Raw genomic sequence first — 19185 nt, forward strand, 5'->3', positions numbered from 1 at the left:
CCACAAATTTCCTCGAAAGACCTTTCAGCCTGTGGATCTTCCTCTCTGGCAGTTCCTTTATGGTACTCCTCTTTTTCCTTGCATTTATGCTGTTAAACTAAATCTCATAGTACAACAGAAGTCTTTCCAGTGTCAAGCGGTTTTAAACGTAATCTTGCTATTTTTCATACATCAATACTCTTTCCCACGGCATAAGTGTCGCTCCATCATCCTCCGGGAAACATGCACTCATCTGATCCGATATCACCTTTAACTTTTTCCGTATTCTTTCATAGCTAAAGAATCCATTATCATTCTGCTGATCCGTCATGGCATATTCAAATACTCTCGCACGGTCTTCATTTGGAAAGCTTTTTGAGTAGGTGTCAATAAATGCAATCTCTGATGCATCACCGGATGAAAATGCTACATAGGTATTGTCATAGCTATTTTCATTTGCAATATAATCGTAATCATAATCGAATCCATCCGGGTTGCACTCCGACCAAATTCCTTCATCAAACCAACAGCCGATGTAATTCATATGGTTCTCGATCGCATGGAAGATCTCGTGATGGATCGTGCTGATATAGGCGGATTGATCATTGATATCAATAACCAGAAATGTGTCATTCTCCAGAGTATTCTGAACTCCGGCAGCTGTTGTAAGTGCCGTTTCATCTGTTCCTATGATCGCACCTGCCAGATAGATTTTTAATATGCTTCCATATCCATCATCCAGATTTTTCAACATTCGATCCGGATATTTCTTCAACTCATTCTTCAGAACTTCCAATGACTGCGCGGTCAGAAGTGCATTGTCTGATGTCTCATACCGGTAGATATCCTTGCCGCACTCCGTCACTTCATCAAATATATGTACCTCTACACCATTTTGATCTCCGATATCCTTTGCCTGCTGCCGCAGCTCCTGCTTCAGCTCATCGGACGGATGATCCAGATAACTCCATGGATAACGGTAGACTCTGGAATCACCGGAAATGCTGCGCGCATCGTTCAGATCCCATATGTATACTTCCGATGTGAGTCCGCTCGTTGAAAATGCAAAGAAGTTGTATGTATCTATATAAGTACCTTGATCGATATAGATATAATTTGTTTCATCAAACGGAAATGTTACTGCAAGTCTGTTTTCACATTTACCGGTATCCACATTAAAGATCCGGAACTGCAGCTTCTGTGTATTTGTCTCCTGCGACTGACTGGCACTGCCATACATAGCCAGACCATGTTCTACATCGCAGCCAACTTGAAAATCACCTGTATTATCCGGGAACAAAATGCCCGGTTCTTCCCCGGACGTTTCTCCATACACCTGATAGACCTGACCATCCGCATATACCGATGCGTAATATTTATCCCCACTTCCTTCAAATTGCACGATATTATAATCACCGGTTTCTTTTACATCCACGCCGGTCACACTATAACATCTGACCTCCAAACGGTCTGCCGTATTATCATATGCCGATACCACCAGATATTCCGGTTTTTCTGCATATCCAAGCAGCGTTGTATCTTTTCCTTCTCCTGAATATGCCGGACACACCTCTGCCTCTTTTCCTGACCGCAGATCATATTCATAGATCTGTCCATCCTCTGCATTTGTATAGAAGAAGCCGGTAAGATCCTTTGACATCAGATAACTGTCCGGTGTCCCCTTTTCGATTGGCATAACAGTCTCCTGATCCAACAAGGATCCATAACGGATCAGCTCTTTGTTGCCTTTATCATAGAGAACCACCTCATCGGTTCCATTTGAAAATACATCTGACGCATATGTATCCTTCGGGCAGCTTACAACCGCTTTCTGCCTGAGATCCGCCAGATCATATAGTGCCAGATAACCGTCTTCTCCTACGCCATACTGGATTCCAAGGGCATCCCCAAAAGCAAACATCTTATTGATGTAAATACCATCTTCCTCTACTTTCATATCCAGTTGATACAGGTTCGTCTGTCCGGATACCTTTGCCTGCTTGTAGTATTCTCCCGAGATGATCGACTTCCACTCTTCTTCTGTGGTCGATTCTTCGGTTGTCGTCTGTGAGCCATCTGCCCTGTCAGTATTTTCTTCTGTCAAATACCCGGAGGTTGTTCCCCCATTCTGATTCCCACCTGTCAGCTGACAGCCTGTTATCTGTCCAAGTGTCATGCTGATAACCAGCACTCCTGTCAGCCATCTGCCGATACCTTTCCTGTAATTCTTTCTCATATATGCACCCTATTTCTATGCCATTATAATACCCCTAATTTATTTCCACTTTTTAACAGAATATCATATATTAATTTCCTTGTAACTAATAAAAACCATCAAAATGATGGTTTTTAAGCACTGTTTCGCCATCATTTTAATGGTTTTATATGTTGATCAATTATTCAAAGCATTATCCCAGGATCACTGCCTGCCCGGAGCTTAACCGTATACGGTTGCCATTTAAGCATACGTCATTCTTATTATCTAACAAAACATGAAGCTTCGGCTGCTCATTTGTAGTCAGCAGATCAACCGTGATATCTTCTCTGCTGTAATTCGTTATAATGTAAACGGTCTGGTCTTCTGTCTTTCTTGCATATGCAAATATTCCATTCTTCTCCACAAACATTGGAACGACCTTGCCATAGGTAAATACTTCTTTGTAGTCCTCGGACTTACGAAGTGCAATCAGCTTCTGGTAATAGTGCCATACAGAATCTTCTCTGCCAAGCTGCTCCTTTACATTGATCTCTTTATAGTTTGGATTCACAAAGAGCCATGGTGTTCCGGTCGTAAATCCTGCCTGTGCAGAATCATCCCACTGCATCGGTGTTCTGGCATTGTCCCGGCTATTCTCATAGCAGGCTTCCATCGCTTCTTCTACCGTGCAGCCCGCTTCGATCGCAACTGCATATTCATTCTTTGTACTGATATCATTATAATCATCGATCGATGCTACATGACAGTTACGCATGCCGATCTCCTGTCCCTGATAAATAAACGGAATACCACGCAGCATAACACTGATCGTTCCCAGTAATTTGATTCCGTCTTCATTCTGAAGGTAATCCGGCAGATAACGGCTCGCACCTCTCGGCTCGTCGTGATTCTCTATAATATTTGCAAGGAAGCCAACATCTTCACATTCCTTCTGTGCATGGAAGATCACCTTTTTCAGATCATCAAATCCGACCTTCTTCGCATCGTACCAGCCATGATCGCCAAAGGTCATCTCATGCGCTGAGAAATCAAACATCGTTGAAAAATGTCCGTCGTCACCGATAAATTCTTCCAGCTCATCCTTCTTCATATTGAATACTTCAGCAACTGTAAACGCATCGTACTTTTCAAATGTATGCTTCTTCAGATCCTCTAACAGTTCACCAACGCCATCGACGCCCTCAACCATACGGAAGATTCCTGTCATTCCATCTGGTCCGTCCGGCTCATAATCCGGAAAACTCAGATCTTTCTTGATATTGATGATCGCATCGATACGGAAACCCGCAACGCCCTTATCCAGCCACCAGTTGATCATGGTATATAATTCATTTAATACCTCAGGATTGTTCCAGTTCAGATCCGGCTGTTCCTTTGCAAACATATGAAGATAATAATAGTCCGTTCCTTCTACCTTTTCCCATGCACTTCCACCAAAATAAGACCGGTAATTGCTTGGCGGATTGCCGTCTTTTCCCTTACGGAAATAAAAATAATCGCCATATTTACCCTCCGGATCTTTTAATGCTTTCTGGAACCATTCATGCTGATCAGAACAGTGATTAATAACAAGATCCATAATGATATACATATCCCGCTTCTTCGCTTCTGCTAACAACTCATCGAATTCTTCCATCGTTCCAAAGATCTCCTCGATCTTATAATAATCTGAAATATCATAACCCTGATCGACAAATGGAGACTGATAGATCGGAGATAACCAGATAATATCAATTCCCAGACTTTTCAGATAATCTAAATGATCGATTACGCCACGAAGATCACCGATTCCATCTCCATTTGTATCCTGAAAACTCTTTGGATATATCTGATATGCTACTTTACCATGCCACCATTTTCTTTTCATTATAAAAACCTCCTGTGTTCCTTTTATACTGTCTGTATCTGTTCCACCATTGGATACAGATACTCGTTCTTTTTACACTTTAATTACAGTATACGGAATACAAAGAGGTTTTCTATCTTTAAATTGACTATTTTATTGTACTATTTTGACTTTTTACGATATTCGGAAGGTGTCATGTCCTTCTCCTTTTTAAAGCGTCTGATAAAATATCCAATATTGTCAAATCCACAGGCAGATGCAATATCTATGATCTTATCCTCTGTCTCTGCAAGTGCCGTTGCCGCTTTCTCCACACGGATCACATTGATATATTCTGTGATCGTCTTCCCGATATTCTTCTTAAAATACCGGCAGAAATACTGTTCATTCATATTGACCAGCTCCGCCAGTTCGGACAAGCGGATCGGTGAACCGTAATGCTCCCCGATATACTGCAGCACCTTTTTCAGATTCTCTACCGTTCCGGATTCTTCCCTGTCTTCCCTAACCTGTCTTGTAAACAGGTCATACTTATATGCAACTGCGATCAATTCTAACATCTTTGCCTTGATATTCAAATAGAGCATATTTTTCTGTAGATTCTGTTTCGGTTCTCCTGCCACGTTCTCACGCGTTATTGAAGAATCCAGATGCTGCACTTTCTTCGTATCATGTTCTTTCATCTGCCTAAGCACCTGTTCAATCTCTTTATAACAGGCACTCAATTCCTCAAATGCCGCATCCCCGCTCTGGCACAGAACCGGCATCCGAAGCTTTCCTTCTGCAAGTGGGCCAAGCACCTTCGCCTCCGCCGCATCATACCGTTCAAAGCACAGGATATCAACAGGGAACACAACCGCACTTTCTATACCATCCTTTTCCAGGATCAATGCATGCAGTTCTTCCGGATGGATGCACATAAATGCCGGTGCATGAACCTGATACTCCTTTGTATTTATCCATACCGGGAAATCACCTTTTTGAAAATAGATCCATTCCATTTCCTCATGCCAATGCGGAACCACATGCCACTCATTTTCTCCGTTCCATTCGTACAAAGCAACCGGATACTGCACCGTTCCATGTGTTCTATTCTCTTTTAACAATGTATTTGCCATTTCCTGCTTTTTCATGCTTTGGTCCTTTCTTATTTTATGCTGGACATCTTCTATATTTCATTATACACTTTTCCTATATGGGGACAAATGGTTTTATATCGTACATTGCATTTATTTTCCTTGGAATCGGTATCGTACTGATCATAATTGCCGTTATATTACTGATACGCTATATAAAACAGGTGACCGCATTTAAGAAATACAAACCTTCATGGGAAAAACACAAAAGCATTTATGATGATTTTGCCATAGAGTTGAATCACTGGTATGATTCCGGCCTTCCGCCAAAGAGCTGTGACGGTGATACCTCCTACGCCCTCCACCTGCAGAAGGAACGTCTGAATCGCAAAGGTATCCAAATGATCCACTACACAACGCCTGCCAAAGACACCAATGGCACCTCTTATCTTACAAGAAACACGGTCTGGTATTCCGTTGATACCATGGACGAAAGGATCAACCGGCATCTGCGATTTGAAAATACATCCGGCACCATATATGACCGGAAATCAGATGATATCATGTATGAGGTGGTTGTGCATACACCAAATGAAGCAGAGCTTCATCATATGACCATGACCTGTCCGAACTGTGGCGCTGTCAATCCGGTTGCTGCCCTGACACAGGGTTGCCCATACTGCAGCACCGTTTTCCAGATAAAGGATCTGTTCCCGCGTGTCACGAATACCTATTTTATCCGGAATAATGCTTCCATGAAAAATGTAAACAAACGAGGCTTCACCATATGGATCACTATTCTGGTTGTATTTCTATTTACTTTTATTTCCTTTCTTTCAGACCGGGAGAATCCGATTCCTGCCAGCCTGATCATGTCCTATTTTGTCACACTGATCTTCGGCGGCATCACCGGACTTATGCTTTCATCCATTCTTTTGATCATTAAGCAGTTCAATCGTGACGGTCGAAAACGTATTCCATTCTGGTCTTATGTGACAGCAAAGGGAAAGATCTCACGAGCATTTGCGCCTTATGATCCTGTTTTTTCTTTCGAGAAATTTGAAGGCCAGATCATCTCCCTGATCCGCATGACCGTTCTGGCAGATCACCCGGAAAACCTTGCTTTCTATCGTGGTTCTTCTTTTGATCCATATTTTCAGGATATCATCGAGATGACCTACATGCAGGCTTTAACTGTCAATGATATCCACATGGAGGGAAGTGAACTGTGCCTGAATCTTCGTACCTGGTGGATCAACTACAGTGAACATGATGGCGCCATAAACCGTCGGGGCGACTGTATCGACGTATCCCTCCGACGTAATACCGCCTACATGGAACCGCCCGGTTTCTCCATTACTTCCGTCCACTGCCCTGCCTGTGGCGCAAGCTTCGATACTGTCCGCCAGCGCAGCTGCCCTTACTGTGGCAGTGACTACCATATGGAAAATGCAGGCTTTGTCATTGAAAAGCTGGAGCTGTCTTAATGCCTTCGTCCACATACAATACGAACCCCTCTATAATGACGTGCCGGATTTTCTATTCTCTGCACATGCCTGATTCGTAAATACTCCTGTGCTAACTCGTCTTCGGCTCAGACAAGCACTCGTATTTACTGGCAATGTGCAGTTCATAACGAAAATCCGTCAATGTCATGTATAGGGGGATTCGTATTATATGTTAGCGGATGCCATTAGGACAGCTCCAGCTTTTATTCAATCCTATTCTTCTCCAATGATATGGCGGGCAACATAGACACCGCTGGCGGAGGCATGGGACAACGAATGCGTTACGCCACTGCCATCTCCGATCACATATAAGCCCTTGTGGCAGCTTTCCAGATTCTCATCCAACTCCACTTCCATGTTGTAGAACTTAACCTCTACACCATATAACAGAGTATCATCATTTGCTGTTCCCGGTGCTACCTTATCCAGTGCATAGATCATTTCCATGATTCCATCTAAGATACGCTTTGGAAGAACAAGACTCAGATCACCCGGTGTTGCCGTTAAGGTCGGTGTTACCAGCCCTTCTTCAATACGCTTCACGGTACTTCTTCTGCCTCGAACCAGATCTCCAAATCTCTGTACAATTACACCACCGCCCAGCATATTAGATAATCTTGCGATACTTTCACCATATCCGTTACTGTCCTTAAATGGCTCTGAGAAATGCTTGGAAACCAGAAGTGCAAAGTTTGTATTCTCTGTCTTCTTCTCATCACCCTCATAGCTGTGTCCGTTTACAGTGATGATACCATTCGTATTCTCATTTACCACAATTCCATTTGGATTCATACAGAAGGTTCTGACATTATCTTCGAATTTCTCCGTACGATATACAATCTTGCTTTCATATAATTCATCCGTCAGATGTGAGAAGATAACTGCCGGGAGCTCCACACGGACTCCGATATCGACGCGGTTGGATTTTGTAGGGATCTCAAGCTCCTTACATACCTTTTCCATCCATTTGCTTCCGCTTCGTCCAACGGATACGATACATTTCTCACAGTCGAATTCACCCTTATCGCAGATGATACGATAACCACCATCAATAACCTGTACTGTATCAACCGGTGTATCAAAATAAAAGTCTATATGATCCTTCATCTGATCATACAGATTCTGAAGAACAACATAGTTGATATCAGTTCCCAGATGGCGAACCGACGCATCCAAAAGCTTCAGCTTGTTCTGAAGACAGAGCTTCTTGAACTTCGTTCCGGCGGTTGAATAAAGTTTTGTTCCCTCGCCGCCATTTTCCATGTTGATCTCATCTACATACTTCATCAGGTCAACAGCTTTCTGCTTACCGATATATTCATACAGTGTTCCACCGAAATCATTTGTGATATTGTATTTTCCATCTGAGAATGCACCTGCTCCGCCAAATCCACACATGATCGAGCAATGCTTACAGTTAATACAATTCTTGATCTTATCGCCATCGATCGGACATTTTCTCTTTTTTAAGGTATATCCTTCCTCGAATACAGCAATCTTATACTCCGGTTTCTTCTTCATCAGTTCATATGCCGCAAAGATTCCTCCCGGTCCTGCACCGATAATAATCACATCATACTTCATACACAACTTTACCTTTCATTTATCAGACAAGCTGATCCCGGAATTCGTCTTTTAATTCCGACAGGATCGTATCCATACGTCTGTCATAATCTTCAATATGTCCATGAAGTCGGTTATAAACCGCTTTCTGGACTTTATTGTAGATTGGAAGCTCCCGCACATCTTCTTTAGAATCTCCGACTTCACTCATCAGATCCTCTAAAAAGTTCGCAGGAAGTCCTCGCTTCTTAATCTCTTTTTCAAGTGTCGCGGTATCCACCGTAACTGCCAGCACACAGAAATATTCGATCAGGGATTCCTCATTCTTATTTAAAGAATATGCCTTAATAAAACAGCTCTTTGCTTCATCAAGCTGAAGATTTCCGGCCAGTGCAACTGCTTTATTATGGTATACATTTCCGAGGAATTCATCCTCCTGTTTTTCCTTTTCCAGATAGCAAATGATCTCATCATAGATCGCACCTGCTTTAATATAATGCTTGTACCGCAGATATCCATCCGCCCGCAGCTTCTCGACCTCGTAAGATTTTAACGTACGAAGCTTCTGGCATTCCGCCATAAACTGCCGTACTTCTTCACTGCTGTAATATCCGCCATATACCAGGATCTCCACCATGATATCCTGAACAAATGCATGCTTCTCAAGTAATGTATCGATCTTATCCGCAAGCTCCGCGAGATCAAGCTCTCTCCTGATCCACGCCGACAATCTCGCCGATACATCTTCTTCCCCGACCAGCACCATATTATTATACAGGTAGTAACACAATTCCTCGTAGGAATATACAGATACCTTGGTATTCAGGAACGTATATGGATTCTGTGCAGTTTTTGTATTACATACAATTATTTTTCCCATTTCAGGTCAAATTCCTTCCTATATATCTTATTTGTGGTCGGGAACATCGTTCCAAATCCTTCATCCCTGATAACAACCGCTCCCTTTTCCGCACTGTAGAATTCCGCTTCCAGTGAGATCTTGGTCGTCTTCGGCGGACGCTTCGGCAGTCCGTGGATCTCGATATGTTCCTTATCATAATCTCCTGTCAATATGTTGCGATAAATCAGCTCCACTTGATTCGATTCGTCCGGAAAGATATATAATTTTCCCTTTGTGTGGAACCATTCCTGTCCTCCTCTGGTGATCGGCACAAATGTCTTGCTGTCATCATTTAAACTGATACCTATATCAAAGCCAACTGTATATTCCGACCGAATCAGATAACGGTCAAGCACCTTGCTATGCCGGTCGCCAAATGCCCGGTAGCAGGCTCCCTTTGTATAGATATTCTGACCGACAAATACCCGTCTTCCCTGACAGAGGATCGTCGCCGACTCCTTCAGCCAGTTATCCGCAAAGCCAATTCCGGTCAGGAAGACCGAGGACACATAAGTCTCTGCCAGAAGCTCCTGACAGATTGCTGCGAACTGCTCATCCAACTCCTCATCGTCCTTCTTAAACGCTGAAAATGTCAAGCGGTCTTTCAGGTTCTGATGAAATACATCTACAATCTCCGGTGATTTGTTATGCGTAATATCGAATCTGTAATAATCAAGTCCGCTGCTGTTAAAATCAAACAGCACCACACTGTTATTTCTTAATGACTCCGGCTGATTAAAGATGTAATAAATTCCACTGTCTATATGGCTTGTGATCTCAAACTGTTCATCACTCAGATGAAGTGCTTTCTGTAACTCCTGCACTGCCTTAATGATATGAATATCGGCATCTGCGATCGTTACTACCAGCCGCCTGATCTCATAGCTTTCAAACTGTTTTGTGAATTCCCGGATATGAAGCAGCAGCATTTTGACCAGAAGGTCTTTTGCTTTATAACTTGTTCCATAGATCTCCGTGTCCTCGTTGATGATCGTCTTCTGGTAAATACGGTCAACCACCACGCCATCTTCCTTGAACCGTTTCCCGGCAGCCACCGCTCCGACACTCCAACCGGATTCATCCTTTGCTCCGGTTCCGTCTTTATATTTATCTGTATAAAACATAATATTTGGAAGCAAATATGTATCTTTGGAATCACTGTGACAGATTGATTCCGGTACTCCTTCATCCAGCTTATAATAACTTAACTGTGTATACTCCGGACTCAGATCCAATCCCAGATATAATGGATGTTCCGTCATGTTATCTCCTCCTGTTTCTGCTGTCTTATAACAATATCAGATTCTCCTCAAAGAAATGTGTGTTATTCAGATAGGTATCCATCGCCTGGATCAGCTCCTGATCATTTCTTGTCTCCTGACTGATCAGCATACTGTTGATCAGCTCAAATCGATTACTGTTCTTCTTATGACATGCTGTATTCTTTAAAATATCACTCTCAACGATGGATGAATTACCACTCTCCGCACCATCAATGGAATATAACAGCGTCTCTCCGTGGAACACAACAAATTCCTTGATATAGATTCCCGGTATGATCTCATTCATTCGCTCCGATTTGTAATGTGCCATACTGTTGCTTTCCTGTCCGAAGCTGTAGCTTACCCAGATCTGTCTGCCGCTCTCGCCCTTAAAGATCAGATAGGTCTTAAACTTCATATCATCCGGCAACGTTACAAAGGATGCAAATTCTTTAAAGAACGGCAGGATCTTACTGCTGTCTATAAAATGACGAACTGTATTCCGGATCCATTCCTTCTGTTCTGCCGAGAACCGTCCACCGCAACCTGCAAAATAAGAGAGCAGCGCCATCTCTGAAATCTCATCTGTAATGTTCTTCTTCTCCACCTCTTTATACAGACATTCCATGATATCCGCAGGAATCTTCAGATCCTTGATAATATACTGGTATGCACAGAACCGTAAAAATGCCTTGACTACCATGCCCCTGCTTCTACCTGCGTAATAAAGCGCAAAGATATCAAAGATTGCCTCTGTATAAGCATCTGCAAACATCATCTGTGCCAAGATATTCTCTGCAAGCATATCAATATCACGATAATTTGTGTTAACTGCCTTAAACAGCTCTGCCATTTCCTCTAACGAGCCATTATAGTTATTGATCAGGAATGCCAGAACCTTCTGTGTCGCATACCCCCTCCGGTACAGATATACACAAATGGATAATAACGTCCTGTCATCATCATAGCGCTTATCGGATATTCCGAATTCCGCGATCCGTATCAGTTCATCCACATCCACATCTACATATCCAAACCGATGGATTCCGTTAAATGCCTGCTCATACATCCGTAAAGAAATGTAATATGTAATGATCCGGGAAGCGTCCTCTACTTCCACATAATCCAGATCAATTCGTGACAGATATTTATATAAAATATCCGTATCATAATTCTCATGATAATACTCAACCATATGGCGGAGTGCTCTCTGCCGGATCAGATAACTGATATTCGGGCAGTTAGAGATATCACGCGCCAGATTGATCTCGGATGCATCCTTATATGAAAAGCTGTCTATATCGTTATACTCAAATAATAACAGGCGGTAATCCTTCGGATTATACTCTTTACAGATATCCAGATAATTTTCTTCTCCGACAACCGGCTCAAGCCGGTATGGTACCGTATTGATATATCTGCAGCCCCGACTGTCAAGTAATGTAATGATAGCGGATTCTGACACGATCTCTACATAAGCTTCTCCATCAATCACATCCACCTGTTCACTCTTTTCCAGTTCCTCATGTGTTACAACCACTGATACAATATTCTTATTCCGACAGGTCAGCTTCTGCTTGAATATGATATTAATTAACTTTGATGCAAATTCCGGCTTCACGCTCTCCGGCTCCAGAAATTCTTCATAGATAACCGTCAGATCATCACTCACTTCTCCGTCGATGATCTTCTTCTCCATGAAGTTCTCGATCGCCGGAATATACTCATGGAACACATTCATATTCTGTGCCTTATTCATGATGACATTTGCATAGAGATACGCCAGCTCTTCATCATCTAACGTATTCTTGTAATTGAAATAACGGAGAATGGATTCCGGTATCGGCTGATACGTCTTCTTATCCATGCTCTTTAAGAAGCCCTCATACAAACCAACATATTTAATTCCTGCATTTGCCGCATCCTGATAATATACATGATACTCTTTATCACATTTTTTAAATCTGAGAAGAATTTCACATATCGTATCCAGTGTCATACGATCATGCTTTGCTGCATAGATATTCTCCAGCATCTTGAATGCGTGAATATCAAAGAGCTTCATTCTTGCAGCCGTCTTTACGAATTCCATAATGACATCTTCGGATACAAACTCATGCCGCATACCCCATCGGATAGCTGAGATCTCAAGCGGTGCGATCCGTTTCATCATAAGCGGCTGCTTATTGAACATATCACATATTTCAAAGTAAATAACCGGGCTGTTTACACCCTCATTATATAATTTCCGGATATCCTCATAGAGATTCCATTTATCCTCTGTATAACTGTAGTCCACAAATAACAGCAGCCAGAAATAAAACAGCTTGTCCTTCTCCTGTTCCAGTCGTCCGCGGACAAGTCTTGCCGTGCTGTCGATCATATCCTTATCCTTTGTCAGAAGTGCTTTCAGATAACTGTAATAACACTTCTCCATGCTGCCTGCCTCGTTCAGATCGGCATCTGCATCGATACGGACAAATTCCTGTTTTACATATTCTGTCTTGCCCTCTAACAGCTTCATATGAAGCAGACCCAAACGGTAGATATTATCCTCCGGTCTGTATTTGACCAGTGTTTCCAGTGCCTCTGTCGAACGTTTCGTGTAATCAGCAAGTGCCATCTTATCCGTACGGAAATCAATGTATGCTTTTGCCAGTGCCTCATGGCCTTTCTTGATCATGAAATTCACATGACGGTTCTTCGGCTCGGTTCGCTGAACCTCCGGCTTCTTGATGCTGACTTTCACGCTGATATTCTGCAGGGTATTATTAAAATGGATATAACCTGCCGATACTCCTTCCGGGATCTTCGTCGGATCGATCAGGAAGTTCAGTTCATAATTATTTCCGGTGAAATCCTGACCTGTGATCCTGGTTGCTTCCGGGATCAGGAAATCGCTGTCTGATGTAATATAGGTATGGGTATAACCCCAGGTATTCTTATTTACGGAGATCGTTGCACGAACCAGCTCGTCCGGCATCTCGATCAATAACTCACGCTGCTTTGCTGTCAGGGTGAGCACACGTTTCTTATGAGTATATACAAGGAATTCTTCCATCGCCTGATTGATGGATAACGATTTCTTCAGGCTCTCATAGACACCCTTTATGATCGCATCATCCCCTAAAAAGGTACGCACGAATTCCGGGCTGTCAAAGATCTGGACTGCTACATCCCAGTGCTCCTCTGCAAAGGTCGCGAACTGAAACAGATCCTCGATCCGTTTGTCTTCGACCAGAACATAAGGCGGTACAACCTCCACGCTGTATGGGATCTTATATTCGCCGCCATCCGTTATGATGTTGATATGTCCTTTGAAGCTCTTGCCTTCTTCGATTCCGCGGGCATCAAAAGAAAAGGCAACCGTATTCCGTCTGCCTACAAATGTATGACTCTTGAAATCGAACAGGTATCTGCTGTCATATACCATCAATTTGATCGGCACATCATTTTTTGATACCACCTTAAAGGTTCCCTGAAATACGGAGCCGGCTTCCACAGCCAGTTCCAGCTTTGCAATGGAAATATCAATATCCGGTCTTTCTACATTGAATTCTCCTCTGGCGTACTGTTCTACGATCCCTTTCATCTGGTTCTCCTTGCTTTCGTAATCATTTTATTAAAACTCATGTATTTTTCTTGTAATTAAATCCCCGAATCGGTATAATTATATAAAAACATATATTTTGATTATAGCAAAATAAATAGTTTTTTGAAACATTATATATGGAAAAAGAGGAATTTTTTATGGGAAAAAGTACATCACATCTTTCTGGAAGCAATCTGCTCTCCCAGAATGAATCTGTAAGATTTGACCTGAACATGAATCCGCTCGGGGTTCCGGATTCTGTCAAAAATGTCATTCTTAACAGCATCGAAGATCTGAAGCGTTACCCGGATGGCTCATATACAAGATTAAAGGAAAGTATCGCAGGCTATTCAGGTGCGGATCCGGACGATATCATTGTCGGAAGCTGCTCATATGAATTTATCAAACTCCTGATCGAATTCAACAGTCCAAAGCATGCTGTTCTTCTTTCACCGGGAGCACACAACTATGAGAAGGTCCTGAAAATGAACGGCTGTGATATCACATACTATCAGTTATCCGAAGAAGAAAACTACGAACTGGATATTGCGGATTTCATCTCTACGTTAAATGAATCCATTGATATGGTATTTATCTCGAATCCAAACGGAACAACATCACAGGTCATCGACCGCGAATCTCTGGAATTCATCGCAAAGATCTGTACAGGAAATGATATTGCACTGGTCGTTGACGAGGAGTATATGGATTTCGTTCAGGATAAGGATGATTGCACCGCTATTCCGCTGGTTAAGGAATATGACAATCTCTACGTTCTCAGAAATACAAGCAAATTCTTTGCAGTACCCGGACTTCGATTAGCCTATGCAATTACATCAAATCCGGTATTTAAAAAGACAATGTCGATCACAGGATTTCCTTATGCGATCAATACACTTGCAGAGGCAGCCGGCATCGATATGTTCAAGGATGCTTCTTATATAAGCAAAACCCAGACACTGATGAAGACGGAACGGAATCTGGTCTATTCTGCACTGGCAAGCCGCAAGACGATCAAGCTCTATAAGCCGGATGCGAATTTTATTCTGGTCAAATTACTGAAAAAAGACATTTCCGCACAGACGGTTGTGGATCATTGTCAGAGTAAGGGATTGTATATCAGAAGCTGTGCAGATATCACAGGACTGGATAATTCTTATATCCGCTTCTGCTTCATGAATCCGGAACAGAATGATCTGGTCGTAAATACAATTTTAGAGATCGTATAACAACTATATATGTTATTTAAATGAAAGGGTGGTACATACATATGAAACATGACGCAATGAAATTAACATCTTCTTACAACAATCAGTTATACATCAAAGTGATGAACGGTCACTTTGCTACAAACCATTCTCATATCAACCAGTACATTGATATGACAACCCTGAAAGTCAGAGGCACTATGGCTGCTGCCGCTGCCAAATCCATGGGAACCGAATATGTAGCATCAACTATCGTTGATACGATCGTCTGCATGGATGGTACTGAAGTGATCGGTGCTTATCTGGCAGAAACCTTAAGCCAGAACGGTATCACTTCCATGAACCAGCACAAGTCCATCTACGTTGTTACACCTGAGGTTCACAGCTCCGGTCAGTTGATCTTCCGTGACAACCTCCAGCCAATGATCGAAGGCAAGCATGTGCTTCTTCTGATCGCATCTGCTACAACCGGTAAAACGATCAAAAAGAGTCTGGAGTGTATCAAATACTACGGTGGTTCTATCGCAGGTATCTCTGCTATCTTCTCTGTTGCGACAGAGGTTGACGGCTATCCGGTACATGCACTGTTTACCGAAAAGGATCTCCCTGATTACAAGACTTATCCTCATGATCAGTGTCCAATGTGTCAGGCCGGAAACCGCATTGAAGCTATTGTAAACAGCTATGGTTATTCTGAATTATAATAGGACTATTCAAAAAAAGAAGTCTGGGAGAAATTTCTCCCAGGCTTCTTTTTTTATCATTATCAAAGAATGTTAACGCCTATAAACTCCCGGCTGATCGCCGAAATCACACCACTTAGCTGTGATAATGAGAACGCTTATAATGTACGATTAGTCCTGCTGCCGCAAGGATCAGTATCACCACGATTGTCCACACCTGCGGAGTTACATCCTTAATGTTATAGCAGCGGACATTGATCCACATCTGATTGATCCGTTTGCTGGCATCTGCATCAAAGTACTGCATGATCGCACTTCGCTCGATCGCCGCTTCGTCCGGATACTGGGCATAGAGCTGACGTCTTGTCTGCTCCTCCGGAGCTGTTATGATGTAATCAGGATCCGAATTATCACCACTGAAGAAATAACCAAGCGGATATTCTGTTGTATCTTCTTCTCCATCTTCCGCACCATAATTCCAGTTCAGATAATCAAATACTGTATTATCATCTTCGCCTCCTGCAATAACAGAAGTATATCCGATGTAGTACATATTTCTGACTGCATTGTCCGGTCTTGAAAGAAAGTTCACAAAGCTTTCTGCTACCTGTTGTTTTCTGGCATCTTCATCGATACCATCCTTTAACATCACCCAGCCATCAAACCAGAGATTAGTAGATTCCTTCGGCACGGCGAAATCAAGATAAAGATCATCTTCTTCTGCCTGATCCATCGCATAAACCGCATCACCGGACCACTGATAATTTGCAAGTACCTTGCCGGATACCATATCTGCCTTACCACTGTCTGTCTCAAAGGAATATACATTGTCCTTCATATCCTGAAGCAGATCCTGTACTTCCTGTATCGTTTCCGGGCTGACATCATTCATTACCCGAAGCAGATCATCATGATAAGTATCTGCATTTGTGAATTCCTCTGATGTCAGTTCGTCCTGCTTTAAAATACCAAGTGCCGCAAAATAAGAATCACGCACATTATCCTTGATCGTAACCTGACGTGCAAACTTCGGATTATCCAAGATATTCCATGTACCTGCTTCTTCCTCCGTTATCTCCTCCGGATTATATAAGATACCGGTTACACCCCACATATATCCGGCTGCATATTTGCTCCAGCTCTCACCATTGATCTCATTTTCATCAAAGGTCTGTCTGATATATGGAGATACTCCCTTTGCATAATAATTTTCCTCTATACTCGTGTCATAAAACGAATCCGAAAACGGAACTACTTTTTCTTCTGCCATCAGCTTCATGATCATGTAGTCGGATGGACAAACCAGATCGTATTTATCACCAAGAGTAAGCATGTTATAAAGGTCTTCATTTGTTCCAAAACAGGAATATTCCACCTTTACCTTCTGACCATATGTCTCATAGTACCAGTTCTCAAAATCCGTCACCATGGAATTCTCACCGAAGATCTCGGTTCCATCTTCCAGGTCGATTACTTCGTCCTCATCCCATTCTCCAAGGTCGATATATTCTTCCCAGTTGGATACTCGAAGCACGATCGTATCATCCGACTTCTGTACATCGGCAGCATCTGTCTTTGCTGCATCACTTCCTGTATTATCTGATATGGCAGATGCTTCTGTCTGATCCTGCACATTATTATCTGCCTCCGCATGTACCAGATAAGCCGCAGGTGTAAGCATCATAAGTCCGGCACAGAAGCCGGCAAATCCTTTGAATAACTTCTTCTTATTCATATCTGCCACCTGCCTTTCCGGCTCTCGCCTTTGCCTTTGATGTCATATTCATACCAACAACGATCAGTATAACGATCACGAAGATCACTGTTGATAACGCCCATAAAGCAGTCTTGATCTCTGTCTGAGATCCTTTCGTCGCATTTACGACATAAGTACTGATCGTATCAAAGGTCGCAGGCTTCGTATAGCTTGCAATGAAATAATCGTCTAATGACAGGGTAATTGCCAGTGCAAATCCTGAAATCACCCCCGGCAGGATCTGTGGAAGGACTACTTTTACCAGTGCGGTAAATGGTGATGCACCCAGATCCATAGCTGCCTCATACAGGCTTCCATCCATCTGCTTTAGCTTCGGTACAACTGACAGATAAACAAACGGGGCAGACAGCACGACATGTCCGACTACCAGCGGCACATAGGATTCCTTACTGACACCAAATACTACGATCAGCAGGATACAGATTGAAAAACCGGTTACAACATCTGCATTTACAACCGGAACCTGATTCATCGCAGATACAATCCCCGATGCAAGTTTCTTGGAATAAAATGCACCGACCGCACCCAGTGTTCCAAGCAATGTCGCAATTAATGCTGAGCCAACCGCAAGAAGAACCGTACCCCAGATCATATCTGCAAGCTCAGGCTTGGTAAATAATGTAATATAATTCTGAACAGAAAATCCGTGTATCGTTCCGATATTTGCCGAATCCGTAAAACTATAAACTGCAAGGATCAGAATCGGCAGATAGAGGATCACCAACATCAATATAATAAAAGCAACCCGAAATCCTTTTTTCATTATAACAATGCACCTCCTCTGTTGTTGTCTTCTCCCTCATATTTATTTGTAAAGAGAGTAAAGATTAATATGATCAACAGAAGCACCAGTGCGATCATGGATCCATTGTGCCAATCGTATGCAGCAAAATAGCTGCCTATCAGACTACCCATAACATAAGTGCTGTTATACAACATATCCAATACAACATAGTTCGTCATAGACGGAAGGAATACCATCACGATACCACTGATGATACCCGGAACAGATAACGGAAGCGTCACCTTTAAAAATGTCTGAACAGAACTTGCGCCCAGATCATTTGCTGCTTCTAACAGACTGTTATCTAACTTCATCAATGTTGTATAGATCGGCAGGATCATAAACGGAAGAAAGTCATATACCATACCGATCACGGAATTCAAAAACGGATAATATGCCAGATTATGCTCGATCAACGTCAGGACTTCCTTTAAAGCAGTCAGTCTTAACGTAAAATTGATCCACATCGGAAGAACGAAGATCATAACAATGATCGACTTTTTCTTCCATTCACTTCTGGCAAGTATATAGGCGATCGGGTACGCCAGCAACAAAGCTGCTGCCGTCGATACACAGGCGATCGCAAAGCTGTAGGCAAGGGTTCCGATCGTGTTCGGACTGGTGAAGAATCCTGTCAGGTTCTCCAGTGAGAACTGCCCCTCTCCATTTGTAAATGCATAATATATAATGACTATAAGCGGTGCAACCACAAAGCATATCAGGAACAATGCATATGGCACACACAGTTGTTTTCTGGAAAAACGTAATGTACTCATCTCTGTCTCCTT

Annotated in this window: 13 protein-coding genes and 1 other annotated feature (1 of these 14 running past the window's edge); of the genes, 3 read left to right on the forward strand and 10 right to left on the reverse strand. The window is 42.6% G+C overall.

Features of this window, described 5'->3' with window-relative positions:
• Positions 1 to 88 (reverse strand) — a binding site (T-box leader); it reaches 117 nt to the left of the window's first position.
• A 69-nt stretch (positions 89 to 157) separates the two neighbouring features.
• The 3 genes from DWW43_RS00095 to DWW43_RS00105 form a co-directional block, all read right to left on the reverse strand.
• The gene (locus DWW43_RS00095; RefSeq protein WP_119962377.1) at positions 158 to 2215 is read right to left on the reverse strand and encodes a hypothetical protein; all 2058 of its coding nucleotides are present in this window, start codon (positions 2213 to 2215) and stop codon (positions 158 to 160) included.
• A gap of 172 nt (positions 2216 to 2387) precedes the next feature.
• Entirely contained in the window at positions 2388 to 4064 is a 1677-nt protein-coding gene (locus DWW43_RS00100; RefSeq protein ID WP_119962378.1) for an alpha-glucosidase, read from the reverse strand.
• Between the two features lie 140 nt (positions 4065 to 4204).
• A complete protein-coding gene (locus DWW43_RS00105; RefSeq protein ID WP_119962379.1) occupies positions 4205 to 5176 on the reverse strand; it encodes an AraC family transcriptional regulator in 972 nt (323 codons plus the stop codon).
• A 62-nt stretch (positions 5177 to 5238) separates the two neighbouring features.
• Between DWW43_RS00105 and DWW43_RS00110 the strand changes: the two genes are divergently transcribed.
• Positions 5239 to 6606 (forward strand): zinc ribbon domain-containing protein, encoded by a 1368-nt coding sequence (locus DWW43_RS00110; protein ID WP_119962380.1) that lies wholly within the window; start codon positions 5239 to 5241, stop codon positions 6604 to 6606.
• A 234-nt stretch (positions 6607 to 6840) separates the two neighbouring features.
• Here DWW43_RS00110 and DWW43_RS00115 read toward each other — a convergent pair whose 3' ends face one another.
• The 4 genes from DWW43_RS00115 to DWW43_RS00130 are packed head-to-tail and all read right to left on the reverse strand — an operon-like array spanning position 6841 to position 13945.
• A complete protein-coding gene (locus tag DWW43_RS00115) occupies positions 6841 to 8211 on the reverse strand; it encodes an FAD-dependent protein (protein WP_119962381.1) in 1371 nt (456 codons plus the stop codon).
• A gap of 22 nt (positions 8212 to 8233) precedes the next feature.
• Positions 8234 to 9070 (reverse strand): hypothetical protein, encoded by an 837-nt coding sequence (locus DWW43_RS00120; protein ID WP_119962382.1) that lies wholly within the window; start codon positions 9068 to 9070, stop codon positions 8234 to 8236.
• On the reverse strand, positions 9058 to 10353 hold the full coding sequence (locus DWW43_RS00125; protein WP_008402001.1) for a DUF5716 family protein: 1296 nt from the start codon (positions 10351 to 10353) through the stop codon (positions 9058 to 9060). The genes DWW43_RS00120 and DWW43_RS00125 overlap by 13 nt, the downstream gene beginning before the upstream one ends.
• Positions 10354 to 10378: 25 nt before the next feature.
• Positions 10379 to 13945 carry a DUF5717 family protein gene (locus DWW43_RS00130; RefSeq protein WP_119962383.1) on the reverse strand — a complete coding sequence of 1189 codons (3567 nt, stop codon included), beginning with the start codon at positions 13943 to 13945 and terminating at the stop codon, positions 10379 to 10381.
• Between the two features lie 158 nt (positions 13946 to 14103).
• Here DWW43_RS00130 and DWW43_RS00135 point away from each other — a divergent pair, with 158 nt between their 5' ends.
• Together DWW43_RS00135 and DWW43_RS00140 are read left to right on the forward strand one after the other, a co-directional pair.
• A complete protein-coding gene (locus DWW43_RS00135) occupies positions 14104 to 15174 on the forward strand; it encodes a histidinol-phosphate transaminase (protein ID WP_008402003.1) in 1071 nt (356 codons plus the stop codon).
• Between the two features lie 41 nt (positions 15175 to 15215).
• Complete coding sequence (locus DWW43_RS00140; protein WP_044945666.1) at positions 15216 to 15857, forward strand: orotate phosphoribosyltransferase; 642 nt, start codon at positions 15216 to 15218, stop codon at positions 15855 to 15857.
• A 115-nt stretch (positions 15858 to 15972) separates the two neighbouring features.
• Here DWW43_RS00140 and DWW43_RS00145 read toward each other — a convergent pair whose 3' ends face one another.
• Genes DWW43_RS00145 through DWW43_RS00155 form a run of 3 tightly spaced genes read right to left on the reverse strand, consistent with a single transcriptional unit; the run spans position 15973 to position 19173 of the window.
• On the reverse strand, positions 15973 to 17571 hold the full coding sequence (locus DWW43_RS00145) for an ABC transporter substrate-binding protein (protein ID WP_119962384.1): 1599 nt from the start codon (positions 17569 to 17571) through the stop codon (positions 15973 to 15975).
• Positions 17564 to 18376, reverse strand: a complete 813-nt coding sequence (locus DWW43_RS00150) for an ABC transporter permease (protein WP_119962385.1) — start codon at positions 18374 to 18376, stop codon at positions 17564 to 17566. The genes DWW43_RS00145 and DWW43_RS00150 overlap by 8 nt, the downstream gene beginning before the upstream one ends.
• Positions 18376 to 19173 carry an ABC transporter permease gene (locus tag DWW43_RS00155; protein WP_021943440.1) on the reverse strand — a complete coding sequence of 266 codons (798 nt, stop codon included), beginning with the start codon at positions 19171 to 19173 and terminating at the stop codon, positions 18376 to 18378. The genes DWW43_RS00150 and DWW43_RS00155 overlap by 1 nt, the downstream gene beginning before the upstream one ends.
• Positions 19174 to 19185: the final 12 nt, after the last annotated feature.

The sequence above is a fragment of the Clostridium sp. AF15-41 genome, assembly GCF_003604095.1.
Taxonomy (GTDB): Bacteria; Bacillota; Clostridia; order Lachnospirales; family Lachnospiraceae; genus Coprococcus.